Consider the following 25,575-nt stretch of genomic DNA (forward strand, 5'->3'; position numbering starts at 1 on the left):
TTTAAACTGTTTAAATAAGACTAACGACACCTTTTCAGGAGGCCTGCATGGTCATTTATTGGATAGCTTCATATCTCATTGGGAATTTATTGACAGCATGGTGGGTCGGCAAATGGAAAGGAATCGACCTGCGAAAAGAGCGCAGCGGCAATCTGGGCGCCCGGAATGCCGGGGCCGTAATCGGCAAGGCTGCCTTTGTCCTGACTTTTTTAGGAGATGCAGCAAAAGGTGCATTGGTTGTGGCACTTGGCCGCTATGGCGATTTTGATCACTGGGTCATTGCCATTGGCGGACTTTTGGTGATTTGTGGACATCTATTCCCGCTCTGGCTGAAAGGGCGCGGCGGCAAAGGCATCGCCACTTTTATAGGGGTAAGTCTATTGATCAGCCCGGCATTTTTTCTGGTGATGTTTTTTGTTTTCGCCATTTTCTTCCCGCTCATCAAAAGCGCGACTCTGACCATGCTCACCAGTTTTTCGGCATTTATTATTGCAATTTCGCTTACCGGTCAATTGCCTGCCCTATGGCCAATTGTTCTTGCCATTATTCTGATTCTCATCAGACATCAAGGCGATTTGCGCGAATCCTTTGAAAAACGTTTTGCTAAACCGTGATTTAAAGGTAAACTTATCTTTTTAAGCAAGTGAGCAGATTGTCTATAGCTGCTGTTTTTTGGCTATTCGCTGCTAAATATTCATGTTATAGTTTAATTATTCAAAATATTTAATGATGGGATGTTTATAAATGAAAAAACCAATTGCTTGGGTCATGGATACCACTGGATTTGTAACAGAAGAATTTAAAGCTCACCCCGATGTCTATATTGTGCCGCTTAATATCCATTTCGGCTCGGAAGAGTTCGTAGATGGAGTCGATTTGACCAATACGCAGCTGTACGAGCGCATAAAAAATGCTTCAGAGTTTCCGAAAACTTCTCAGCCATCTGCTGGCAAGTTTGCAGAGTTATATGAAAAACTCCAAGAAGAATACGAATGTGCGATTGCCGTTCATGCATCCGCCAAACTTAGCGGCACGATTGCCTCTTCTGTTGCCGGAGCCGATATGGCTGGCTTTAAAGTATACGCCATCGACTCACTCGCCTTGTCTTATGGATTGAGCGGCTTATTGGAACGCGGACTGGCATTGGCAGAACAAGGAATGGGTGCTGAAGAAATCGCTGGACGTCTGGAGCAGGAAACGCAAAACTTCCGTAATTATATTCTGATCGGAAACTTGTCGCAATTGTACAAAGGCGGCCGGATGAGCGGTGCCCAATACTATTTAGGCAGTCTCTTGAAAGTGAAGCCGATTGTCCAGCTGAGCGCAGAAGGTGAATTGGTGCCGATTGACAAAGTACGGTCCCATAAAAAAGCCGTACAGTATTTGATTGACCATGCCAAGGCGGACCATGAACAGTTCAAAATAGACACTTTCCAGATTATGCACGGCAATATTCATGCGGAAGCCGAGAATGTGAAACAAGAAGTCTTGAAAATCAATCCGCAAGCCCGCGTGGTAATCGGCGACCTCAGTTCTTCGCTTGCTGTCCATGCGGGTGAAGGGACACTGGCATTAATGTGGAGAAAACCTGTTCAATAAGGCTTAGTTTAGCACAAGGCATTTTCACACAGATCGGCCATGGTTAACACCTCCTTTCGTACCTTCTCCTTTACTTTTTCACGGTTATTACCTGGTTGTTCTGCTACAATGGAAGTAGAATGACGAGCGAGGTGGATTTAATGCAACATGTAGAACGGGAACTTACAGAACACGTAATGCTTTGTGATGCAAAAGGCCAATTAAATCCGGGAGCCATCGGATATGCACGCCAGCCCATCGTTATCAGTAACCTGCGGGGCAATTTTATGCGAAAGAAAAAGTGGAATTATTGGTGCGTTTTTGGTGAAGAAATCATGTTTTCGGCCACCATTAGCCATTTGGATTATGCGACCGTCTGTTTTGTCTACTTTTTAAATTATGAAACACAGCGATTTCATGAAAAGACGTTAGTAGTGCCTTTTTCACGCCAATTAAAACTGTCGGATGAAGTGCTTGGCACTTGCCATTTTCGTCATGGCGACATGAATATTCAACTTAGCCATAAGGAGAACACGACACAGCTGGTGGTTAATATAGATGATTTTGACGGGGAACCTCTTCATGCATCTTTGGAAATCCAGCATCCTGAAGCCTATGACTCACTCAATGTCGTCATTCCCTGGAATCGGCAGACCTTTCAGTTTACCGGCAAGCATCTTTCCCTCCCCACTTCGGGATTTGTGAAAATCGGCAGCCAACGCTTCGACTTTGAACCGGAAGACAGTTTTGCAGTGTTGGATTATGGCAGAGGGGTTTGGCCGCGCGAATCTTCCTGGAATTGGGCAGTGGCTTCGCAGCGTTCGTTGGGGAAATTGATTGGATTGAATTTGGGGGGCAAGTGGACGGACGGCACTGGCATGACGGAAAATGCGTTTTTCGTCAACGGGAAAATGACAAAAATCCATGAAGATGTTCTGTTTCACTATAATCGGGAAAATTATAAGGAACCATGGCTGATTCATACCAAATTCTCCGATGATGTGAAACTGACTTTCACACCTTTTTTTGAACGTATTTCTAAAACGGACATCAAACTGATGAAATCTGAAGTCCATCAACTTTTTGGCTATTATAATGGCTATGTCCGTTATCCCGATGGCAAAAAACTAAAAATCCTTCAAATGCTCGGAGCAGTTGAAGAACATTATGCAAAATGGTAAAGAGGCGCAAAATGCGCCTCTTTTTTAGTTGTTCAGAAAGTAATAAACTTTTAATCGTCATCAATTAACCGATATTCCGCCAAACGGCAACGAAGCCACTGGCCAAAGCTACTTCGGACGATGGTTTTGAGATGAGCTTGCGCAGGAGCATATGCATTCAGCCACGGCGAATGCCAAGCGTCCTTCTGGGGCAAATGACAAAGACTGGCGAGAGCTTCTCGACAGTCTCTGTAAATGGCGCCTTCACTTTACTTAAGCTCTTTCAGCATCCGTTCGGGATAATCGGTAAAAATCCCGTGGATGCCGATCTTCTTCAGTTCTTGTGCGTACTCCAAGCTATTTACCGTCCATACATAAACAATAGACCCTTTCCGAAGTGCTTCTGTAGTCATTTTCCGGAAGGCGGAAGGCAATGAGATGTGCAGTCTCTTTGTGCCGATAACGCGTGCGTAATCGTAGATGTCCACATAGATTTGAGACGTGATAATAGCCGATTTCGCATCGGTTTCATGGCAGACTTTCTGAACGTCTTCGTGATTGAAAGAAGAAATGATCATGCGATCGAGAAGGCCTCTTCTAGTAGCCAGGTTGATTACTTTGTCCACTAATCCCACATACGGGAATATGTCTGACTTGATTTCAACATTCAAAATGTGTTCGGTTTCCTGAAAAATTTCCAACACTTCGTCCAGCGTTGGAATGCGTTCCCCGCTCCATTCCTCAGAAAACCAGGATCCGCAGTCATATGTCTGCAATTCCTCAAGCGTCATATCTTTTACATATCCTTTGCCATTCGTCGTCCTATTGATTTTTTCATCATGGATGACCACCATTTTTCCATCCTTGGTCAATTGAACATCTATTTCGATGCCGTCAATCGGCAATGTTGCAGCTGCTTGAAACGCAGCCAATGTGTTTTCCGGATAGGTGCCTGAGCATCCTCTGTGCGCATAAATCTTCATGACTTGCCCTCCTAAATATCTGTCCGCAGTTCCCAAAGTTCCGGGAAGAAATACTGATCCAGCACTTTTTTCAAATAATGGACACCCGAAGAGCCGCCTGTTCCCTGCCGAAAGCCGATAATGCGTTCCACGGTTTTCATATGGCGGAACCGCCATTGCTGCAGCCAATCTTCAATGTCCACCAGTTTTTCTGCCAGCTGATACAACTCCCAGTATTCATCTGTATTCTGGTAAACTTTTTTCCATGCCTCTTTTACGCTAGTACTTGATTCGTAAACCGTTGTAACGTCCCGATTAAGTATGTCAGCCTCGATATAGAATCCGCTTCTTGCAAGCTTTTGAATAGCGGCATCGTAAAGGCCGGGTTTATTGAATGCTAAAAGAAGCTCTTTATGCAGCGCTGGCTCTTTTTCGTAAATTTTCAGTACATGTTTTGTTTTATACCCTAAAGCGAACTCAATCATGCGGTATTGATAAGATTGAAATCCGCTGGCATTCCCCAAAGCATCCCGGAACTTCAGGTAATCGGCAGGAGTCATGGTAGCCAGGACATCCCAAGCCTGAATAATTTGAGACTGAATTCTTGATACCCTTGCCAATTGTTTAAAGGCAGGCTGCAAATGGTCTTGGTTAACATGCGTGATTGCTGAGTTCAGTTCATGCAAAATGAGTTTCATCCACAGTTCGGATACTTGATGAATAATGATGAACAAAGTTTCATCGTGTTGTTCGCTCAAACCGTTCTGGGCCGATAATAGTTGATCAAGGTGCAAATATTCTCCGTAAGTCATGCTTTTTTGAAAGTCTGTATGAATTCCTTTTTCGGAAGACGCGGCAATATTTTGCCCATTTGTATAATCTGACATGTAAGTTGCTCCGTCCCAGCTCGCCTTTTCCTCTGCTCATCTCAAAACGCACTATTCTGAAATACCTTCAATTGCTTTTCTCAGCGATTAAAATTAAGGAAATCGGGAATACTGTCGTTAACTAACCTAATGTGAAAGGATGACTTCCATGACCCAGAAAAAAACGTCTGTACTGACGGCATTGCTGCTTTCTTCTGCCTTGGCCTTATCGGCTTGCGGAGAAAGCGACGAAGTAAACGAACCGGTTGGAAATGAATCCCAAACTGATCCAGCACCTGGTTCCGGTGACGCTTCACCTGGAGGCGGTACGGATGAAGAAAGCATCGGCGGCGACACATTCGGCTTTACTGAATTCAGTGTCGATGTCGATTATCCCGATCAGGACGATGCCATCGATATCAGCTATGAAGAAGACCGTGACAATATAGAAGCCAACTACGAGAACAAATTAGAAAACCAGGATTTATCCGGGAATGATGCAATGGATGAAATCGAACCGGCTTTCCAGCAACTGGACTTATCCCCGGATACAGCTGATGATGAAGCCATTAAACAAGTGGTGGGGGCATTCGGCATTGAAGCGGGCTACAATAACATTGAAATCGAAGTCCGTTTTTCTGACGGCACTGAAAAAGAATTTAAAGGAACAGGAAGTTGATTTCCTTCATACACGGCCATCCGCAGAAGCGGATGGTTTTTTCTATTCAGCAGCCGTGGTTTTTCTCCAGTATGCCACTGTACTGACAGGTTCAAAACCAGCTTTTTCATAAACCCGGAGTGCGTGGTTATCCGTTTCCACATCGAGCAGCACTTGTTGTTTGCCTTCTACAAATGCCAAATTGCGGCTCCAGGATAGAAAAGCCTGTCCATAGCCTTTCCCTTGCTGCTCAGGATGCACCGCAAAAGCCGTCACCCATAGAGCATCTTCTTCCGCAATCAGTGTAGCAGTTGCCACCAGATGCCCATCTTTCTTCATGACCCAGACGTCTCTTCCCGCTTCCTCCAGATTATGGGCAATCACCGGAATCACATCTTCATCAAAAGCTGCCCGCAGCAGCGACTCCAGCTCTTCACGTTCTCCGTCAAAAGGCGCGACCGTTAAGCCGTCCGGCAAATCCAGCTCTTCCAAAGCCTTTACCCCTAACAGGATTTCTTTGAAAGCAGCTTCATAGCCTAAACTTTTAAGAAATTCAGCAGCTCCCGGCTCTTCAATAAAAGCCGCCAATTCCTCTTCAGCTTCCCGCTGCACATGTCCGTGATGAATGCCATCAGCAAGCGCAGATCCAATAGTTTGCCTCCGGTAATCCGGATGGACAATCGCCGACCATTCGTAATGATGGAGGCCGACAATATCAACGGAAGTTGCAAACCCTATCAACTGCCCTTCATCCGTATAGGCAACTACGGCAAAACCTCTGGCATCTGCACTTCCCCAGAGCGGCTCCTGCAGCACTATACTGTAATCTTCCTGAAATAAAGCTAAAAAGTCTTTCATGTCTTTTATGGTTTCTGAATTCAGCGGAAATGACTCAATTGATAGAGAGATATTCATTTTCCACCATCCTTTCCGTTATTATTTTTATCCTAACATAAGAATACTGAATTAAACGAATTTTTACCGTTCTGTGTCAACGGTTTAATCCTTGATTTCCTAGGATATACTGAGTTGATAAGTTTATTCTCGGAGGTCATTGTCTTGGCAAAAACGCGCTTAACCTGGGTCGACTCAGTAAAAGGTTTTCTGATGATTTTGGTGGTCATTGGACACTATTCCGGACCCATGATAACAGATTTCCCCCTTATAAAATACATATACTGGTTCCATATGCCAGCATTTTTTCTATTGAGCGGACTGTTTTTTAAACCCATCACCGATTCAAACGACTTAAAACCTGCCATTCACAAGCGATTTATGCAATTACTGGTTCCTTATTTGTTCTTCTTATTGCTGCTGGCAGCGATAAAATATGGCATCGCTATCGGAGAAGGCAGTTTTACAGCCTCTTTCCTAAGACAGGATTTAATCAATATGGCGGTTGGAGGACGTTTTCTCCGCGGTGAACTTGGTGTCTTTTGGTTTGTGACCGTCATGTTCGCCACCTATCTGCTCTTTTTATGGATTACCCGGTTCAAACGCTCCATTCAACTTGCCATTTTAGCAAGTTGTTATGTTCTTGCCCAAATTGAAGGCAGATTTGCGATGACCTTAGCAAGCGAACCGGATGTGGCTTCCCAGCAAATCCCGATGATTTGGAATTTGGACGTGGCTTTAATTGCCGTCATTTACTATGCTATTGGCTATTACTTTAAGTCTTTTTGGATGAAAATCCCTAGAAATGCTATTCTGGCAGCAGCTGGAGTGGCAGCAATTGCCATGTTCGCGGATAAAGCAGGTTGGATTGACTACCATTTGAGCATGAAATTTTTGCGCTATGACCATTTTTTATTAGATCTTGTTATTCCGATTGCTTTTACGATGTTGATTGTCGGCATTTTTCAGCAAGTGGCTTCCATGGCAACTTTCCCTTGGCTGATAAAAATTGAAAAACATTCGATTTCCATTATGTATTTGCATATATTAGTCGGCTTTTTGGTGAAAGAGTTCCTGCCGTACAATTTGCTCACTTATACGGTCCTCGGATTGATGGTGCCGATTGCTTTATCGATTCTCATCCCTAAAACGATTCCGCTCGGAGAAATTCTGTTGGGACGCTTTAAACCGCGGACTCCGATGCAAACCCATTAATAGAGAAAGGCTGACCCGAAATAAAACGGGTCAGCCTTTTCTTGATCTGTTTACAGCTTGGCGTCTGCCAGCATATTGGCATACAAGCCATCAGTGCTTATTAACTGCTGCTGTGTTCCGTATTCCACAAGCTCCCCCATCTCCATGACAAGAACCAGATCCGCTTGCCGTACGGTATTCAAGCGATGGGCAATGACAAAACTTGTCCGCCCCGCCATCAGGCGCTCCAATGCCTCCTGGATTTTAAGTTCCGTAACCGTATCAATGCTGCTCGTTGCTTCATCCAGCAACAAAATGACCGGGTCGGCAACCAAAGCACGGGCGATCGACAATAATTGCTTTTGGCCCTGGCTGATCATGGAACCGTCCCCTTTCAGGACCGTATCGTAGCCATCAGGCAGTTTGACAATGAAATCATGGGCATTCGCTTTTTTCGCGGCTTCGATGATTTCCTCGTCCGAAGCATCCAGTTTTCCGTAACGGATATTTTCCCGGACGGTTGCTTCAAACAGAAATGGATCCTGCAGCACAAATGCGATTTGTTTGCGCAAGGTTTCACGCGGCATGTCGGCGATCGGTGTGCCATCAATCCGTATTTCGCCTTCATTGGCATCATAAAAACGTGCAAGCAGCTGCATAACCGTCGTTTTTCCGGCCCCGGTAGCGCCGACAAGCGCGGCTGTCTGCCCGATTCCAACAGTAAAACTGACATTGCGGATTGTCCAGTCTTCTTCCGCACCTTCGTATTTGAAGGACACATCGTCGAACTCGACATATCCCTGCAGCTCTTTATCTGCATTTTGCACTTCATCGTCTTTTTCCTCCGTTTCCCCCATGATGGAGAAAACGCGCTCCGCTCCTGCAATCGCGGATAGCACTGTATTGAACTGGTTCGCCAAATCATTGAGAGGACGCGTAAACTGGCGCGCATATTCGGTGAAGATGACGATGACCCCGATGGAGATTTCACCTTTCAATGCCAAAATCCCCCCTGCGCCCGCGACGATTGCAAAACTTGCATTATTCAGGAAGTTCATGACTTTTGGAATAAATCCGGAATAAGTCCACGCCCAGAATCCAGTCCGGCGAAGGCGTTCACTTTTAACGAGAAACTCTTCCATGACCCGTGGTTCCTGGGAAAATGCTTTGATAATTTTCTGGCCGGAAATGGTTTCTTCAATCAAACCGTTAAGCTCACCGATTGCCTGCTGCTGTTCTTTATACAGCCTTCCCGTTCTTTTTGTAATCCATTGCATGGCGATGTACATAAGCGGGATGATGATCAATGTCAGTACGGTCAGCAGCGGACTGAGCATCAGCATGACAATAACCGTTCCCGTGAGCGTCAAGACGCTTGAGAAAACTTGGATAAAAGAACTGTTCAATGTAGAGGAGACGTTTTCAATATCATTGGTCATCCGGCTCATCAGCTCTCCATGTTGCCGTTTATCAAAGAAAGATACCGGCAATCGCTGCAAATGCTGAAATAAGCCTGTGCGCATACGGTAAATCACTTGCTGGGCAATGCCGACCATCCAATAGTTTTGCAAGTAAAGCGATACGGAATGGCCGACATAGACCACAATCAGCCATAACACGATGGGGCCCATCCCTTCGAAAGTTTGTGGCACGATATAGGCATCAATAATATGGCCAATCAAATAAGGGCCAAGAAGAGCGAGCGCTGAACTGACAAATACAAGCGACAGCACCGTAATCAATAGCAGCCGGTGCTCATCCACCAGTTTCCAGATTCGCAGCAGCGTGGACTTCCAGTTTTCTGCACGCTCCGTTTTCTTGGAGGTTCCTTTTGTTAAATCCTCTTTTTTGATGACCGGTTCATAACCGAAAGGACGCCGGATTGCATCAAACATACTCATCCACCTCCTCCTCTTGCTGTGACATCGCGATTTGTTTATACAGCTCCGAGCTTTCCAGAAGTTGTTCATGGGTGCCATACGCTGATATTTCGCCTTCTTCCAGCAGCAGAATGCGATCCGCTTTTAAAGCGGTGCGTATTTTCTGGGTTACGACAAGCATCGTCGCTTTTTCGCGCTCCAGTTCTTCCCACAATGCCGCTTCTGTTTTAACATCGAGTGCACTCGTGCTGTCGTCCAGAATCAGGATTGAAGGCTTTCGGACGAGTGCTCGCGCAATGGACAGCCGCTGTTTTTGGCCTCCGGATAAATTGACGCCTTTTTGGCCAACACGGGTACCATAGCCTTTCGGAAATCTCGCAACGGTGTCATGGATTTGTGCTTTTACAGCTGCGCCGGCCAGCTCTTCCTGTAATGCCTGCTCTTTGCCCCATGACAGATTATCGGAAATCGTTCCTGTAAACAGCAGGGATTGTTGCGGGACGACACCAATTGTTTTTCGGAGCGACCGCAGTGACCATTTTTTCACATCACGGCCGTGGAGATAGACCGTTCCTTCCGTCGCGTCGTAAAACCGTGGAATGAGCTGGAGCAGTGAAGTTTTCCCTGAACCTGTAGCCCCCATGATAGCCAATTTTTCATTGGGATTCATTTTAAATGAAATGTCTTTCAAAACTTTGCGGCTTGTTCCTGGATAAGTGAACGAGACATTTTCGAATACCACTTCTCCACGGCGAACCTCTTTCTCTTCTCCTGCTTCTTCTTTTTCACGTGCATCTTGTGCCAGCAGCACTTCTTCAATCCGTCCGGATGAAGCTTTAGCGCGGGCATAAGCCATAATGATAAACGAAAACATCGAAAAAGCTCCTGTCATGCGCATCGCGTAGTTGACTATAGCTACAAGTTCTCCGATTTGCGCGCCCCCTTGCCTGATTTCGGTAGCTCCGAACCAGATGACCCCTAGCAACGCGAGGTTCATTCCGAACAATAAAATCGGCAAAATGACTTCCATAATACGATATGCTTTTACGGTATCCACTTTCAGAGATCCTGCCACTTCTGAAAAACGGCTGGATTCGTATTTGCCCCGCAAATAGGCTTTGATCAGCCGCACCGCCTGCAGGTTTTCCTGAGTCATCCGATTTAGTCGGTCCAGACGCTGTTGGACAAAACTGAAATAAGTCACGCCTTTTCTGACCATGACATATAAAAAGATCAGCAGAAAAGGAAACACAATGACTAAGTAAAACGCCAATTCGGCATTTACCACAAGGGCCATAATCATGCTGCCAATTACAAGAAGCGGCGCCCGGAGCATGATGCGGAGCCCCATGAACAGCACCTGCTGCACCATCGTCACATCGCTTGTTAAGCGCGTAATCAGACCGGATGCTGGAAACTTATTAAAGGTGGCAATTGAAAACGATTGGATGCGGCCATAAACAGCTTGGCGCAAATCAAAAGAAAAACTCTGCGATACATGCGCGGCATAATAAGAATTAATAATTCCAGCACCAAAAGCGATTGCAGACAATACCATCAATACCATTCCATATTGGATAATTTGATCCTGATTTCCAGCAATGATGCCATCGTCGATAATCTTTGCAATGACCAATGGCTGCATCAGCTCAACCGTCAATTCCAATAGCATAAAAGCCAGAGCGATCACAATCGGCAACTTATACGGCTTGGCGTAAGAAAAAACAGTTTTCACCCGGTTAACCCCCTAAACATTTCGAAACACGAATCTTTTATGTTGACTATTATGCCACAATTCTCTGACAACAGACAGCAATAATCTCTGGAAAAATAAAAAAAGCAGCACCTTTACGAGGTGCTGCTCGCTGAGTATCCTGCTTTCTTTTTTTTCGGTTTTAAATTTCCCGACAATGACAGCCAAGTGACAAAAACAAGCATGATCAAAGCTCCGAACAACTGGACAGGCGCCAGCATCTGCTGGAACCAGAAAACCGAAATCACCATGGCGGTCAAAGGCTCAAGAGATGACAGGATGCTCGTTTCGATAGCAGAGATGAAGCGCATGCTGCTCAAGAACAAAACAAAGGCCACTGTGCCGATCACAATAATGGCTGCCATTGCCAGAACTGCCCGGACATCCAGGAACTTTTCCCATTCAACGGAAAGAAAAACAGGATTGATCAGCCCTAGGAAAGCACCGCCAAACAGCATCGACCAGCCCACAACAAGCAGCACGCCCCATTCCTGCATCAGCCGTGCCGGGTATAAGGTATAAAATGCAAATGCCAAGCCGACAAGAAGCCCCCAGAACAATGCTTCCCCACTGATGATCAATTTATCCGGCTGCCCATTTGTCAACAGCAGAAACAAGCCGATCAACGTTCCGGCCATTCCTGTAACTTGATAAAAGGGAGGCAGCTTTTTCTGCCGAAATGAAACGAATAAAATGATGTAAATCGGTGCCAGAAATTGGAGCAGAGTCGCAACAACCGCGTCGCTTGCTTCAATCGCTAATACAAATGTGTACTGGACGGCAAGCATGCCAAAGACAGAGAAAATCAGCAAGGGACGAATCCAGATCTTGTCTCTGAAAATGGATGTAATCTCCACTTTTTTTAATTTTAAAAAACCAAGCAGCAGCATTCCGGCAAGCATTAGCCGGACCGTCGAAAGAAAAGAGGCAGAAAAGCCGAAGAACGCCAGCGCCCATTCCATCAGCGGTCCTGTGGCACCCCAAAGCATGGCACCGCTTATAATCATGGCAATCCCTTTAATACGTCCCATCTAACCTCTCCTTTCTCCGAATCGCAATCTTCTCTGTGCTTTTTTTAAAATGCAATATTCAACATTAGCCCGGCATATACCGCACTTACAAAAAACAAGCCGAACAGGAACGATAGCCAAGACGGCAATTTCCTTTTATAGCCCAATACCATCAGGGCTAAACACATAAGGCCAATAGCAATCAACAGAATGCCATTCAGCGAAACCGACAATTCCCCATCAATCGGGATAAACTGTGGCCCTTTCAACAGCTCGATCAACGGAGCTGGCCCTTCCGACCGGAATGTATTATTGATATCATGCGGTGGTGCTTGCTTGCTCATAAAAGCAGTAAGAACAAAAACCAGCAGTATCAATAAAAATTCCGCTTTCAGCCAAGCACGTTCGTGGCCATCTTTTTTATTTAAAAACCCATTGATCATTGCAGCAGCCAAAACGGGAATAATGGTCAGATGCTTCAGCAAAAGCAGTTGGCCATACGGCAGTACCCACGACCTTGCATAATCCACTGGTTCTACAAAAAACAGCATAATGATAGTTCCGCTGATAATCAGCATAGCAACACAAGCGATTGCAAAAGGCGTGAACCATGAGGTGAAACGCCGCCAGTTAGAACCGTCCCTTGCAAACCAAGCCACATGGAGCAAAATACCGACCCATAGCGACATCGCTAAAAAATGCAGGGAATGGCTGACAAAGCCGCCCCATAAATTCAAAGTGGAAACATGGCTGAAAAACCCGACGATCAAGACGAGGATTGCTGTATAATAAGCGCGCATATGCACTGAGCCGCCGTAATAGACAGTAAGTCCGAGAAGAACACAAAACAACAAAGTCAACACCCAGCCGTTTCCGACCCGGTAATCGATCAGTACACGCAAGAACGTGCTGAACCAACCCTCTCCATTATTCAAAAAAACGGTTAGTTCAATTACTGGTGCAAGTGAAAATAAGGCGATTCCGATGACACTCCATAACCGCAGAATCCTCGAATCCTGAATAGGCGGCTTATGTGTATCCGGTACAAAGCCTAAAACAATTGAACCTATGATATACGAAAACGCAATGTACAGCAAGACATCGGAAAACGCCGTAAAAAAAATCATGCTTTTTTCTTAAGAAGCTTGTAAATACCGAAGCCCACTAAAATAGCGGCAGCAACAAGCAAGATAGTGGAAACTGGATTGCCTTCCTCTTGGCTGCTTTCGGCGGTTTCGGTTGCTTCCTGGCTTTCTGGTTGCTCTTCAATTACCGGCTCTTCTTCAGTGGCTTCATTTTCAGCAGGTGTTTCTTGTGCTGCTGTTTCAGCATTTAAGTTAAACGGCACTTCTCCTTCAATCGGATGCCCGTCTTCTCCGATGATGTTCCAAGCAATAATATATTGGCCATTGGGCAATTCTTCGTTTATCGCTCCAGACATGATATTTTCAGAAATCACAATCTCTCCTACTGGATAAGCTTGATCTGGTCCTTCCAGCGTCATTGTACTTCCTTCTTCAATCACTGTGCCAAAAACCAATTCTATTTCCTCAGGCTGCATTTGAAGAACTTCCCCTTCAGCCGGATTGGATGAAATCAGCGTGGTATGTGCTTGCACTGACAGTGGCAGCATGGAAACAATAAACATCAGAATAATTGGAATTTTTTTCATCTTTTCTTCCCTCTTCTTTCATTTCTCTCATAATTTTCATTTTTTCTTCCACCATTCTCTCATGGCTGATAGAATAAACATAGTGAATGTATCGTGAACTTTTGTACGCGAATATTTTGAAAAGGATGACGATAGTCCTTTTCTTCTTTATAATGGAACTAGACTACGGAGAAGGAGCGTCATGGAATGAGTGAATTGCAAGAACTACTATCGGATAATCTCGTTTTTAACCATATCCCTTTTCCCATTATCATTATGGACAAAGACGGACTTGTTGTGTGGTGCAACCGCCATGCTGAACGTGTTTTCCAACTTGAAACGAACTCGCTCAAAGGGCAAATTTACCCTTATATGAACCCTGAAAAAGCTGCACTTTACAAGCATTCATGGGAAACCATTTTAAACAGCAAAGAACCGATACGGTTTGAAGAAATGGAAGTGGGTTTAGGAAACGGCTCTCGCACTTATACAACAATCGTCACGAAAGCTTTTTCGGCGGATAACGATCAATTTGTTATGTCCATTTTTGAAGTGGATGAAGCTGATGAAGAAGGGTCAGCCAGCAGGGAACTTAATAGTTTGCGCAACGGATTGGATGATTCGTTCATGCTTCTGTATTTTGACGAAGAATTTTTAATCACGTACGCCAACCCCCTTTTCTTGAAATTGAGTAAATGGACGCCAAAGCGGATTCTCGGCAAGCCGATCTGGCAGATGTTTGGTGAACAAAGTGAGGATATCCGGTTTGTAGAATCGCTCACAACAACCTTAAAAGAAGGCAAAGTATGGAACGGCCAAGCTAAGAAATTGAAAAAAGACGGCGAAATTTACTGGGTCGATCTTACAGCTATCCCTATGCAGATTAAAGGGGACGACACTTATTATATCTTCTTGGAAAAAGATATAACAACCGCGAAGAATGCCCAACAGCATTTGGAACAAATCGCATTCATAGATCCAATTACGGGACTTGAAAACCGCCATCGCCTCGAACAGGTGGTCAATGAATTTATTGAAGAAGGCAAACACTTTTCTTTTGTTTTCTTGGATATCGACCGCTTTTACACTTTACGGGATGTTTCTAACACCGATACGGAAAACGAGCTTTTAATCGAGTTCACAAAGCGCCTTCGCATGTATTTCTCTGACTCGATTATTACTCGCGCAGGCTTGCATGAGTTTGCCTTGGTGACACCTCTTAGCAGCTGGTTCATCGAAGGATTCCTTTCTTATTTGCAGCAGCATCCCATCTACATACAAGGAACCGCCATTCCATTGACAATCAGTGGGGCGATTACCCGTTATCCTGAAGATCAGCTATCGTTCGTGCATTTGATCAAAGCGTCTTATGCCACCATCAAAAAAGTGAAAGAACGCGGCGGCAGTGCTATCTCTATTCTTACATCGGATGACCACGAACGGCTAAGCCGCAAGTCTCTCATTGAGAAGCGCTTGATCCATGCCCTTGATCGCCGGAACTTGCACTTGCTCTATCAGCCGCAAGTTAACCTGAAAACCGGTAAAGTAGAAGGTGTGGAAGCGCTGGTGCGATGGGAAGATGCAGAAATCGGGATTGTCACACCCGAGGAACTGATTCCGATTGCTGAAGAAAGCGGAAGTATTCATGAAATTGGGATGTACGTACTTGAGACAGTTTGCGCTCAGCTGAAAGACTGGAAAGCAAAAGGCATCGACATTAATGTCAGCATCAATTCGTCTATACGTGAATTCCGCGATAAGGACATGGCAAAAGTTTTTCTTGAACAACTGCAGCTGAACGAATGCGATGCCAGCTCACTGACAATTGAAATAACAGAGAAATTTGCGTTTGAGGCAGAAGCCGAACACTCTATCATTAAACAAATGAAACAGTTGCATCAAGCTGGCATTTCATTTTCACTTGATGATTTCGGCACAGGCTATGCATCTTTCCGTTATATGCTCATGCTGCCAATTTCCAGTTTAAAGATTGACCGTTCTATCATTCAATCCATTACCAAGCAAGAAAAAATGCAGAAACTGATCAAAGGGATGATTCAATTCGGCAAGAGCTTGGATTTCCTGGTAACTGCTGAAGGGGTCGAAACTAATGACCAATTGGAATTGCTCCGTGCCATGGATTGCGACGTTATCCAAGGATATATTTCAGGGCGGCCTATGGAAGCTCAGGAATTAGAAAAATGGTTAAAATAAAAAATCGGTATGACTCCCATCTTAATCCGGGGTCATACCGATTTTTCTTTGAATCCGTTTTGCCTGATGCTTGAAAAATGCCTGCATCAGCACTTCCGCAAACACGAGCCCCATCGCAACTGCACCAGAAATCATCAATGCTTCCGAAGCGAATGAAATGGCTTCCAGATAATCATTTTCGACAATATTGCGCATAGCATTATAGGCTTTGCTTCCCGGCACCAGTGGAATAATCCCTGCCACACTAAAAATGATCATGGGCATCTTGAACTTTTTCGCCAAAAGATGGGCTACAATTGCGACTCCGAAAGCGCCGGCAAAAGTTGCTTGAACCGAATCATCCAGTACAAGCTCATAACTCCTATAAATGAGCCAGCCGGTCATCCCTACCAAGCCACAACTGACCAAAGTCTGGCGAGGTGTATTAAAAATAACGCCAAATGCCCCGGCCGCCAGAAAACTAAGAAACGCCTCTAATGGCCAATTCATTTATTTTCCTCCTAAAATGATAAAATTAAAGCGATGCCGCCTCCGATGGCAAATGCCGTCAAAAACGCTTCCGCTCCTTTTGATAAGCCAGAAACGAAATGTCCAGCCATCAAGTCACGGACAGCATTGGTTATCAGCAGTCCCGGAACGAGCGGCATGATGGAGCCGATAATAATTGTGTCCAGATCTTTTCCATAACCGGAATAGACGGCCAGCAAAGCGAGTATGCCAATAACGAGCGAGCCGATAAATTCAGCAAAAAATTTCACACGGGTTTTTTCCAAAACGGTTTCCACAACGATAAATCCGGTGCCTCCGAACACAAAAGCAAAAGGCAAATCAGTCCAGCTGCCGCCGAGTAAAATGAGAAAACAACCGCTTGCAGTAGCAGCCGCTAAAATTTGCAGCCATATATTGAATTTTAAATTTGTTTGGTCGATTTTCTGTAATTCGTCATAAGCTTGTGAAAGGGTAAATTCACCTGCCGCCAATCTTCTCGAGACCGAATTAACAAGAGCTACCCGCTCTAAATCCGTTTGGCGGTTGTTGATTCGGACAAATCGTGTAGGCAACTCATCACTTGGAGAAAACATAATTCCACCTGGCGTCACAAAACAATGGGAATTCGTCATCTTTTGAGAAACTGCCATCCGGATCATTGTATCTTCCACGCGATAAGTTTCTGCTCCGTTTTCCATTAGTATTTTTCCGGCCAATAGAAAACAATCCAAGGCGAGCTCGCGTCTAGTTTCCCCAATTTGAGTCACAGGCTTCCTCCCTTAATTTTTATCCCGCTTTAACGGGCAGTACGGCCCCCGCTTTTTCAAGCGGGACCCACTGTCCGTAAAAGTCCGATTGGTTCAACTATCAATCACCGGGATGAAGAACTCCCGCTGATTGAAGTTTCACTTTAACTCTCATCATAACGTATTTAGGCAAAAATTTAAACGCCCCAAGCCTTATGGGGCGCTTAATCTTACGAAATGATGGCATGTTTCCGAAGTTACGGTTTCAAGACCACTTTCGTACAATCATCTGTATGGTCATTGAAAATTCGATAGGCATCACTTGCTTCTTCAAGCGGCATGATATGGGAAATGATTTCCCGCGGATCAAATTCCCCGTTTTCAATCTTTTCGTAAAGCATCGGCATCAGATGGATCACCGGTGCCTGGCCTGTTTTCAGCGTAATATTGCGTTCAAAGAGATGACCTAACGGAAATTGATTATAGTTTAGGCCATAAACACCTGTCAACTGGATAACACCGAACTTACTGACCGCATCCTTGGCAATTTTAATCGCACTGAGTGTCCCCCCTTGAAGAAACAGTTTTTGCTGCACTGCTTCAGCCGGGGATTTCTTGCCGTCCATTCCTACACAGTCAATGACCACGCGTGCTCCTCCACTGGTGATTTCATGGATAAACGCGCCCATATTATCATGCTGAGAAAAATCGAATACTTCTACATTATTGATTTTTTTCGCCAGATTCATCCGGTATGGAATTTCATCAACCGCAATAACCCGCTTGGCACCTTGCATCCAGGCAAATTTTTGCACCATCAGTCCGACCGGACCGCAACCTAAAACGACCACCGTATCTCCTTGCCGCACCCCTGCATTTTCTACACTCCACCAGGCAGTCGGCAAAACATCCGATAAGAACAGCAATGATTCGTCTTCAAGCTCTGAGGATTCCGGAATCACTAAAGGCATGAAATTTCCATAGGGGACGCGCAAATATTCAGCTTGCCCACCTTGATAATCACCATAACGTTCAGTCAAGCCCAAATAGCCGCCGGTATCAAAATGGGGATTGCCATTCGAATTATCACATTGGCTCTCCATGTCATGGCTGCAATAGAAACAATGGCCGCAACTCACATTAAACGGCAAAACAATACGATCTCCTTTTTTCACTTTTGTTACGTCAGGTCCAACCTCTTCCACAATACCCATCGGTTCATGGCCAATGACTGTATCTTTCGTCGTGGGCATTGCCCCTTTATAAATATGCAAATCCGTTCCACAGATAGCCGTTGAAGTGATTCTGACAATAATGTCTTCTTTTTTCTGGATTTCTGGATCTTTGACGTCTTTCACTTTCATATCTTTCGTGCCTTGAAAAGTTACCGCTCTCATCCATATCCCTCCGTTTAATTTCAGAATACTCTTCTTCTTCCCTGTTTTTGCTAATGAAAAACGTCAGAAAAAACAGGTAATTAATTTCTTGGCTTCAAGTTGCCGAGAAATTATTGCCAGCTTTTGTTTCACTCCAACGCCCTTTCATATCTCGAAGCTAACGGAAATGCATAGACAGGCGGACGCTTTCGATATTAAAACTCCAAACAACGTAAAAAAGACCGTAGACGGCTCGAATTTCTCGAGTGAGTCCACGGTCTTGGCCAGTTTGTTAAAAACTTAAAGTCTGAAGTAAGTCAAAGGTATCGGCACTATAACTTTTCACCTCACTATTTGCTACTGTAAACAAAGTGCCTCCGGTAGAGACAATGCGCTGCACGCTCGTTTCCCAATCTTCATACGGCATCTCGGATTTTGTCATCAGATTGGCTGTTTCGGTGATGCCTTCCGGAGTAATCGTATAAATCATGGCCCCGGCCGCTTCAAAGTTAACTTCTTCGCCATCCAATTGTCCATATAAAGTGACCGGGAAGCCAAATAAATCATTTTCAGGATGGATGTACAAGGCTTTATGGTCATATTGCAGCGGTGAATAAGTACCCGGTCCGCCAAGGATTTCCGTATCTTTTTCCAGCGGATTTGAAAAATCACTGACATCAAATAAGGAAATCTTCATTCCTCCTGTTACGATTCTCGGCTCTCCATCTTTTACCGGTTCCAGTCTAGTGTCATAACCAAACCCGATTAAATGGTTTTCATCCAATGGATGCAGATAATTCGAGAATCCTGGAATTTTTAGTTCCCCCAATACTTTCGGGGCTGTTGGAGCAGATACATCAATAACAAACAATGGATCTGTTTCTTTAAAGGTCACCATATAAGCTTTGTCTCCAATGAAACGCGCTGAGTAAATCCGCTCACCTTTAGCCAAATCTTCCACAGATCCCACTTGTTTCATGCCGCCGTCCAAGATGAACAAATGATTTTTGGAAGGTGCCGCTTCGTCCCAGGCAATTCCTTCCGTAGTGACGATTCGGAAATATCCATTGTGTTCGTCCATCGAGAATTGGTTGAGTAAAGTTCCTGTGACTTCACTTGAAGATAAAAACTGTACATCTGTTCCGTTTAGTGTGAATTTGAAGATTTCCGTGTTAGCCAACTGTGGAAGCCAAGTCGACATGCGCACATCGTCCTCTACATTCTCTTCATCCACCGGCATGTACTTCGCTGCAGTTAAATACATGGTTTCTTCTGTCATGTACATTTGCTCACTGCCTCCTAAAAACCCTTTCGTAGAGACAGTGTTTTGGGCAGGTTCAGCCAAGTCAATCGCCGATATGATGCTATAGCTGCCTTCCATGGTGCCTGGAAGAATGGAGATGTTCTCGTAAGGCATCGGTTTAAGATCATTATTGTCATTAGAGTCGTAAGTATGCGGACGCAATTCACCGCCACCTTGTTCTTCCAATGTCCAAAAATCAGGATAGACATTAGTGACATAATACAAAATATTATTGGTCAGGCGTGCACTGTTCAAACTTCCCTCTGTCCCGAATTCCCGGATTAGCTGTGGCGCAGCCGGATTGCTGATGTCGTACAGGTAAACCGAAGTCAAACCGATATGGGGCTGGAATTCTCGTACTGTGTCTTCAAACGGTATAGTAGAATACTGGCTCCCTATTACCACTAATATATTTTTCGCTAAAAACAGCTGCTGCGGATACATTTCTTCTTGAAATTTAATGTCACTTGCGACTGTCATCGCTTCCGGTGTGCGGACATCCGAAATGATGACCCGTGATTCACTGATCGAGTAGATAAAAGAGCCATCCGTCTTCACCATGTCGGCTTCATCTACGCCTTCGACTTGGTTATTTGTCGTCGAATGCTCGCCGCCGCTTCCGGAATCTCCGCTAGTTTCGCTGTTTTCAGCAGACTCTTCTACAGCTCCGCCTTCGTTATTGAATAAACCTGGCTGCTGGCTGCTCTTTTGCAGCTCCAGCAATTGAGCGAAGTAAGCTCTCAATTCTTCTTCACTGGTCAAGGCGGTGATTTCTTCCTGAACGCTAAAAGCGATTTCTTTTACATCCAGCGATTTCAATAAATTCCCTTTTAGCGCAGATTTTTTGATATGGAGCCTGTATTCCCCCACTGGAATTTGCGGAATCTCAACGGTCTTGCCATTGTTATTCAATGCCATTTCCACTTCAACCGGTTCACCGTTTTCATTTGTGATATACAGATCTCCGTCTTTGACGGCATCGGGATGAAGTGCAGAAGAAAAGTTCGCCTGCCAGCCTTGTTCCGCTAAAGCAATGGAAGATGCACTTACCGATACTTTATCGACGATAAAAACAAAGGACAAAGCAATTGCTGCAACGGCCGCTGCAACTAATAGCCAAATACTCCTATTCTTCATATCCGCCTACATCCTTTCAAACCGCTCTTTTTCCATTAGACAGGAAAAATCTGAAAAAGTTACAGAATTCCTTGGATATTTTTCAAACTCAATTGGAAAGCACGAAAGAACGTTTCAGGAGTTTGTTCTGTTTTTCCACCGCCTTGAACAAATTGTGCATTACCGCCGCCTTTGCCATCTGTCAGCAAGAGAAGCTCTTTCAATACATTTCTCATATCTCCTTCCGCATCTTCACCCTTGGCGCAAACAAAACGAATCGTTTCTTCTTCTGCAATCAAGAACAGTAAAACTGCTGAAGGATTTTTGGCGATAACCAAATGCGCCAATTGCTGAACTTCTTTTACCGGCCGATTGGAGAATACTTGCTGAATCAATCCACTCCCGCCTTCTGATTGGATTGCCGCTGCTTCAGCTTCCAGCAATTTTGTCCGAAGTTCTTTCAGCGCTTTCTCATTTTCCACTTTTTCCTTTAGCAGCAAAGCTGCAGCCGCCGGAAGCTCCTGCATAGGTGCATTCAATTGCTGAACGACTTCATCCGTCGTTTCAATCAGCTGGCGGAAGTAATCCAATGCACGGTTTCCGCATAAGAAATATACGCGTGTACCGCCTTTCGCTTTTTCAGTGCCAATGATTTTGATCATCCCGATATCTGCTGTATTTTTAGGGTGAGTGCCACCGCAAGCATTAAGATCTACCCCTTCAATTTTTACTAACCGGATTTCGCCTGTTACAGCAGGCGTTTTTCTCAGCTTCATGTTTTTGGCTTGTTCATCGGTAATCCATTCTGTGCTGATTGGAAGGTGCTTCCGGATAACGTCATTTGCCGCAGTTTCCGCTTCTTTCAATTGTTCTTTAGAAATTTTCGGCATATCCAAGTCGATCGAGACTCTTTCTTCTCCTAAATGGAAACTGGCGGTCTTCATTCCATAGCCGTCATCAAACACTGCACTTAAGATGTGTTGGCCAGCATGCTGCTGCATATGGTCCCATCTGCGTTTCCAATCCAGTTCAGCCTGAAAAGTTCCTTTAGAAAGCGGAGAATCTGTGTAATGGCGAATTTCCCCTTGGACCGTTTGGACATCCAGAACGCGGACTTCTCCAATCATTCCGGTATCCGCCGGTTGGCCACCGCCTTCCGGGTAAAAACAAGTTTGATCCAAAATAGCAAATACCCCTTTTTCATCTTCGCCGCTTTGTGTAACCGTGACGGCCGCTTTGGCCAGCTCAGAATCCTGGTAATATAGTCTTGAAGTCATAAAAATATACCTTCTTTCTTTTTGTTGGATGATTGTGCTGCTTAGTTTATGATTGAACGATAAGTGGAAAATGAAAACAAATAAGAGATTTAAGGAGGTTTAATTACATGCCGAGATTTGGACGTTCGGTCTTATTGTATAACGGGGCGGCAGGAGCAGCAACGTCCGAGACGGTACTCCCTTTAGCTGTACCCACTCTCGCGAGAGCTTCAAAAAAGCTGGAACTTATCCAAACACACTCTAGAGAAGAATTTGAAGAAGCCTGTAAAAATTCATCCGGTGCAGCAGATGTCCTTTTTGTGGCTGGAGGAGACGGAACAGTCCATACAGCAGTCCAAGTACTTTCCAGTGTGGAGAATCCCCCTATTCTCGGTATTCTCCCAAGCGGCACCTGCAATGATTTTGCTCGTACTCTCACTATTTCAATGGCACTGGACGCAGCTGCCGAAGAGTTGGTCGGCGGAGAAGTAAAAGAAATCGATGCCGCCCAAATTAATGAACATTCATTTTTGAATTTTGCAGGCATCGGCCTAATTGCTGACGCATCTATGAACATTGATCCTGTCTTGAAAGAGCGCTACGGAAAATTGAGTTATTTTATGAGCGCTCTCCAAACCATGCGCCAATCCGAACCTTTTTCAATCTTTATGGAAATTGATGGCGTCCATTATATCGAAGAAGGAGTAGCTGTCCTGGTAATGAATGGAAAATCAATCGGTACCCATACATTTCCACTGGCTACGATAGACCCTGCAGACGGCCTTCTTGATATTTTCATCATCCAGACATCCTCTATTGCAGCGATCCGGGAATGGTTCTCCCTTTCCCAGCCGGATATCTCACCAGAAGAGCTGGACCATATCACCCACCATCAAGGAAAACATATTACCATCCGGACAGAAGATGAAATGGAAGTGGATACAGATGGGGAGATTTATTTGAAAACCCCCGTAACGATTCAAATCCAGCCAAAAAGACTGCAAATGCTTGTTCCAAAAACAGTAGAAGAAACAGCTATTTAACGCAAAAAAGGATGGCCGCCTAAGCGGTCATCCTTTTTCTTATTCTTCAAATGGCCATTTCGGCAGCATCCGGTTCAGTTTTCTGTCTTCCCGTTTTCCGAGTACGTATTCCGCCTGCATAATGGTGTGGATTTCCCTGGTGCCTTCATAAATAACGGGCGCTTTCGAATTCCGCAAAAAGCGGGCTACCGGATATTCATCCGAATAGCCATAAGCTCCGTGAATCTGGACCGCGTCATCCGCCGCTTTATTGGCGAAATCACATGCTTGCCATTTCGCGAGCGAGGTTTCTCTCGTATTGCGAATTCCTTTGTTTTTCATTTCACCGGCCCGGTACACGAGCAGGCGGCTCATTTGAAACCCGGCTTCCATATGGGCAATCATTTGTTGGACCAGCTGATGCTCGCCTATCGGCTTTCCGAAAGTTGAACGTGACTGGCAATATTTCACGCTTTCCTCCAAACAGGCCATGATCAAGCCGCAAGCGCCTGCCGCTACTGTAAATCTCCCATTATCCAGCGAAGCCATCGCGATTTTAAACCCTTCCCCTTCTTCACCCAGCCGGTTATCGGCAGGAATCCGGACATCATCAAAAAACAGTTCACCAGTATTGCCTGACCGGATCCCGTATTTTCCTTTGATCGCTTTAGAAGAGAAACCTTCCCGAGTCCGTTCCACAACAAAGGCACTGATGCCATTGTGTTTTTTGGCTTTATCGGTATAAGCAAAAACGATAAAATGATCGGCGATGTCGCATAAGGAAATCCAGGTTTTTTGGCCGTTTAAAATATAATCATCGCCATCACGGACCGCTGTCGTCGACAGCGCCGCAACATCCGATCCTGCTCCCGGCTCTGTTAAACCAAAAGCGCCAATTTTTTCCCCTTTGGCTTGCGGCACCAGGAACTGCTGCTTTTGATGCTCCGTTCCCCATTGCAAAAGAGTCATCGAGTTTAAACCGGTATGGACAGATACGGCTGTACGAAAAGCAGTATCTCCCCTCTCCAGCTCTTCACAAACGACAGCCAGCGAATTATAGTCCATTCCACTGCCGCCATATTTTTCTGGAATGCAGACCCCCATCAGCCCCAGCTCAGCGAGTCTCTTCCAGATATTTGGGTCAAAGCCCCCTTTTGCATCCCATTCAGCAATGTATGGAAGAATTTCGGCATCTACAAATTGCCTGACTGTTTTCCGAAGAAGTTCCTGTTCCTCTGAGAATTCAAAGTTCATTTACCTTCCCCCCGGTCTCTTTTAACTCTGATATGCCGAACGATGCACAGTTTCTTTGATCAGGACTCCCCGTTTGGCCATTTCGTTAATATACTCTTCTACGGGAACAATTAGTTCAGGCGGATAAGATCCACGCTTGTTGATCGTCCCGTTTCCAATCATCTGGGCGACTACTGAAATGGTATAGGCGGTTGCCCGTGCCATAGCAGTTACTCCGGTTTCAGGATCTTTGACGGTGATCATATTGTATTCATACGTTAAATCTTCTTCGCCTTTTGCCCCTGATACCATTACGCGCAGCAATACCGCATCCTGCTTATCGCCAAGTTCGGTAATTGGAGTCAGCACTTCCCGAAGCACGTCGCGCAGCTTGATGACATGGCCATTCACTGTGACTGTTTTTTCCCGGTCTGTAAATCCAAGATCCACAAGCAGCTTGAATTTCTCAGCATGTCCTTTATAGCGCAAAGTTTTATATTCAAGCGTTTTGATTCCACTGAATGTATCAGTTAAAGTCGATGTTCCACCAGAAGTGTGGAAGGCTTCCAATTCGCCAAAGCCTTCAAATTCCACATGCTCAATCTCCGATAAAGAAGCTACTTCCAGCAGCTCTCCGTTTCGGATGACATGGGATGGATCTGTATAATGATCAAAAACCCCTTCGAGTGAAAAGACATGGTTATACTGTAATGGCGGTTCCGGCTCTACCGGGATGCCGCCGACAAAAAGCTTGATTTCATTTACTTCATCAAGTTTCCCTGCGCCGAATCCCGCCAGAATATTGATCATTCCGGGTGCCACGCCCAAATCCGGTATTAACGTAACTCCTTTTTCTTGCGCTTTTTCATGCAGGGCAAGAACGGCATTTGTCGCTCCGCCAATATGGCCGCCGAGGTCAATAGAGTGAACACCGCAGGAGAGTGCGGCTTTTGCCACTTTTTCGTTGAAGGTATAGAACAAAGCGTTAATGACTACATCGGCTTTTGAAATTACAGCCGCCAGTTCTTTTTCATCGTTGACATCCAAATACACGGCCTCCAGCTTATCGCTGCCAATATATTCTTTAAACAAGCTTACCTGTGCGATATTTACATCCGCTAAATAAACTTTTTCCACTTCAGCACTTGCGATTAAATCGCCTGCTGCCTGTTTGCCCATTAATCCTGCACCCAAAACCGCAACTTTCATCTCCA

The 25,575-nt window shown here is 45.0% G+C and carries 22 protein-coding genes; 7 read left to right on the top strand and 15 right to left on the bottom strand.

Annotation, left to right across the window (positions count from 1 at the left end; all coding sequences use genetic code 11):
- The first annotated feature begins 47 nt into the window (after positions 1-47).
- The 3 genes from AC3AQ9_RS08990 to AC3AQ9_RS09000 all read left to right on the top strand — a co-directional run bounded on the left by AC3AQ9_RS08990 (position 48) and on the right by AC3AQ9_RS09000 (position 2,759).
- Positions 48-614, top strand: coding sequence for a glycerol-3-phosphate acyltransferase (locus AC3AQ9_RS08990; protein ID WP_488307127.1), 567 nt, complete (start codon positions 48-50; stop codon positions 612-614).
- A gap of 130 nt (positions 615-744) precedes the next feature.
- The gene (locus tag AC3AQ9_RS08995) at positions 745-1,599 is read left to right on the top strand and encodes a DegV family protein (RefSeq protein ID WP_488307128.1); all 855 of its coding nucleotides are present in this window, start codon (positions 745-747) and stop codon (positions 1,597-1,599) included.
- 140 nt (positions 1,600-1,739) lie between these two features.
- Positions 1,740-2,759: a DUF2804 domain-containing protein gene (locus tag AC3AQ9_RS09000; protein ID WP_488307129.1), complete on the top strand. Its 1,020-nt coding sequence runs from the start codon at positions 1,740-1,742 to the stop codon at positions 2,757-2,759.
- Between the two features lie 248 nt (positions 2,760-3,007).
- Here the strand turns inward: AC3AQ9_RS09000 and AC3AQ9_RS09005 are convergent, their stop codons facing one another.
- The gene (locus AC3AQ9_RS09005) at positions 3,008-3,721 is read right to left on the bottom strand and encodes a glycerophosphodiester phosphodiesterase (RefSeq protein ID WP_488307130.1); all 714 of its coding nucleotides are present in this window, start codon (positions 3,719-3,721) and stop codon (positions 3,008-3,010) included.
- Between the two features lie 11 nt (positions 3,722-3,732).
- Positions 3,733-4,587: a tryptophan 2,3-dioxygenase gene (kynA, locus tag AC3AQ9_RS09010; protein WP_488307131.1), complete on the bottom strand. Its 855-nt coding sequence runs from the start codon at positions 4,585-4,587 to the stop codon at positions 3,733-3,735.
- Between the two features lie 148 nt (positions 4,588-4,735).
- On the opposite strand from kynA, the gene AC3AQ9_RS09015 reads away from it, so the two are divergent.
- A complete protein-coding gene (locus tag AC3AQ9_RS09015) occupies positions 4,736-5,245 on the top strand; it encodes a YusW family protein (protein ID WP_488307132.1) in 510 nt (169 codons plus the stop codon).
- 42 nt (positions 5,246-5,287) lie between these two features.
- On the opposite strand, the gene AC3AQ9_RS09020 is transcribed toward AC3AQ9_RS09015, so the two are convergent.
- On the bottom strand, positions 5,288-6,139 hold the full coding sequence (locus tag AC3AQ9_RS09020) for a GNAT family N-acetyltransferase (protein WP_488307133.1): 852 nt from the start codon (positions 6,137-6,139) through the stop codon (positions 5,288-5,290).
- A 144-nt stretch (positions 6,140-6,283) separates the two neighbouring features.
- On the opposite strand from AC3AQ9_RS09020, the gene AC3AQ9_RS09025 reads away from it, so the two are divergent.
- Positions 6,284-7,333, top strand: coding sequence for an acyltransferase family protein (locus tag AC3AQ9_RS09025; RefSeq protein ID WP_488307134.1), 1,050 nt, complete (start codon positions 6,284-6,286; stop codon positions 7,331-7,333).
- Positions 7,334-7,383: 50 nt separating this feature from the next.
- On the opposite strand, the gene AC3AQ9_RS09030 is transcribed toward AC3AQ9_RS09025, so the two are convergent.
- From AC3AQ9_RS09030 to AC3AQ9_RS09050, 5 genes are all read right to left on the bottom strand, one after another.
- Positions 7,384-9,207: an ABC transporter ATP-binding protein gene (locus AC3AQ9_RS09030; RefSeq protein ID WP_488307572.1), complete on the bottom strand. Its 1,824-nt coding sequence runs from the start codon at positions 9,205-9,207 to the stop codon at positions 7,384-7,386.
- Entirely contained in the window at positions 9,200-10,927 is a 1,728-nt protein-coding gene (locus AC3AQ9_RS09035) for an ABC transporter ATP-binding protein (RefSeq protein ID WP_488307135.1), read from the bottom strand. Before AC3AQ9_RS09035 ends, AC3AQ9_RS09030 begins: the two co-directional genes overlap by 8 nt.
- Positions 10,928-11,040: 113 nt before the next feature.
- Entirely contained in the window at positions 11,041-11,976 is a 936-nt protein-coding gene (locus AC3AQ9_RS09040; RefSeq protein ID WP_488307136.1) for a DMT family transporter, read from the bottom strand.
- Positions 11,977-12,020: 44 nt separating this feature from the next.
- Positions 12,021-13,082 carry a CopD family protein gene (locus AC3AQ9_RS09045; RefSeq protein ID WP_488307137.1) on the bottom strand — a complete coding sequence of 354 codons (1,062 nt, stop codon included), beginning with the start codon at positions 13,080-13,082 and terminating at the stop codon, positions 12,021-12,023.
- Positions 13,079-13,627, bottom strand: coding sequence for a copper resistance CopC family protein (locus AC3AQ9_RS09050; RefSeq protein ID WP_488307138.1), 549 nt, complete (start codon positions 13,625-13,627; stop codon positions 13,079-13,081). The genes AC3AQ9_RS09045 and AC3AQ9_RS09050 overlap by 4 nt, the downstream gene beginning before the upstream one ends.
- Positions 13,628-13,813: 186 nt before the next feature.
- On the opposite strand from AC3AQ9_RS09050, the gene AC3AQ9_RS09055 reads away from it, so the two are divergent.
- Positions 13,814-15,820: an EAL domain-containing protein gene (locus AC3AQ9_RS09055; RefSeq protein ID WP_488307139.1), complete on the top strand. Its 2,007-nt coding sequence runs from the start codon at positions 13,814-13,816 to the stop codon at positions 15,818-15,820.
- A 21-nt stretch (positions 15,821-15,841) separates the two neighbouring features.
- On the opposite strand, the gene AC3AQ9_RS09060 is transcribed toward AC3AQ9_RS09055, so the two are convergent.
- From AC3AQ9_RS09060 to AC3AQ9_RS09080, 5 genes are all read right to left on the bottom strand, one after another.
- Positions 15,842-16,309: a threonine/serine exporter family protein gene (locus tag AC3AQ9_RS09060; RefSeq protein WP_488307140.1), complete on the bottom strand. Its 468-nt coding sequence runs from the start codon at positions 16,307-16,309 to the stop codon at positions 15,842-15,844.
- An 11-nt stretch (positions 16,310-16,320) separates the two neighbouring features.
- Positions 16,321-17,076: a threonine/serine exporter family protein gene (locus AC3AQ9_RS09065; protein ID WP_488307141.1), complete on the bottom strand. Its 756-nt coding sequence runs from the start codon at positions 17,074-17,076 to the stop codon at positions 16,321-16,323.
- A gap of 236 nt (positions 17,077-17,312) precedes the next feature.
- A complete protein-coding gene (locus AC3AQ9_RS09070) occupies positions 17,313-18,452 on the bottom strand; it encodes a zinc-dependent alcohol dehydrogenase (RefSeq protein ID WP_488307142.1) in 1,140 nt (379 codons plus the stop codon).
- Between the two features lie 271 nt (positions 18,453-18,723).
- The gene (locus AC3AQ9_RS09075) at positions 18,724-20,871 is read right to left on the bottom strand and encodes a beta-propeller domain-containing protein (RefSeq protein WP_488307143.1); all 2,148 of its coding nucleotides are present in this window, start codon (positions 20,869-20,871) and stop codon (positions 18,724-18,726) included.
- Between the two features lie 59 nt (positions 20,872-20,930).
- Positions 20,931-22,127, bottom strand: a complete 1,197-nt coding sequence (locus tag AC3AQ9_RS09080) for an alanyl-tRNA editing protein (RefSeq protein ID WP_488307144.1) — start codon at positions 22,125-22,127, stop codon at positions 20,931-20,933.
- A 107-nt stretch (positions 22,128-22,234) separates the two neighbouring features.
- On the opposite strand from AC3AQ9_RS09080, the gene AC3AQ9_RS09085 reads away from it, so the two are divergent.
- Positions 22,235-23,149 carry a diacylglycerol/lipid kinase family protein gene (locus AC3AQ9_RS09085; RefSeq protein WP_488307145.1) on the top strand — a complete coding sequence of 305 codons (915 nt, stop codon included), beginning with the start codon at positions 22,235-22,237 and terminating at the stop codon, positions 23,147-23,149.
- 39 nt (positions 23,150-23,188) lie between these two features.
- Here AC3AQ9_RS09085 and AC3AQ9_RS09090 read toward each other — a convergent pair whose 3' ends face one another.
- Together AC3AQ9_RS09090 and AC3AQ9_RS09095 are read right to left on the bottom strand one after the other, a co-directional pair.
- A complete protein-coding gene (locus AC3AQ9_RS09090) occupies positions 23,189-24,382 on the bottom strand; it encodes an acyl-CoA dehydrogenase family protein (protein ID WP_488307146.1) in 1,194 nt (397 codons plus the stop codon).
- Between the two features lie 21 nt (positions 24,383-24,403).
- On the bottom strand, positions 24,404-25,570 hold the full coding sequence (locus tag AC3AQ9_RS09095; RefSeq protein ID WP_488307573.1) for a saccharopine dehydrogenase family protein: 1,167 nt from the start codon (positions 25,568-25,570) through the stop codon (positions 24,404-24,406).
- Positions 25,571-25,575 lie beyond the last annotated feature (5 nt).

Source organism: Planococcus sp. VCh962, assembly GCF_057748275.1.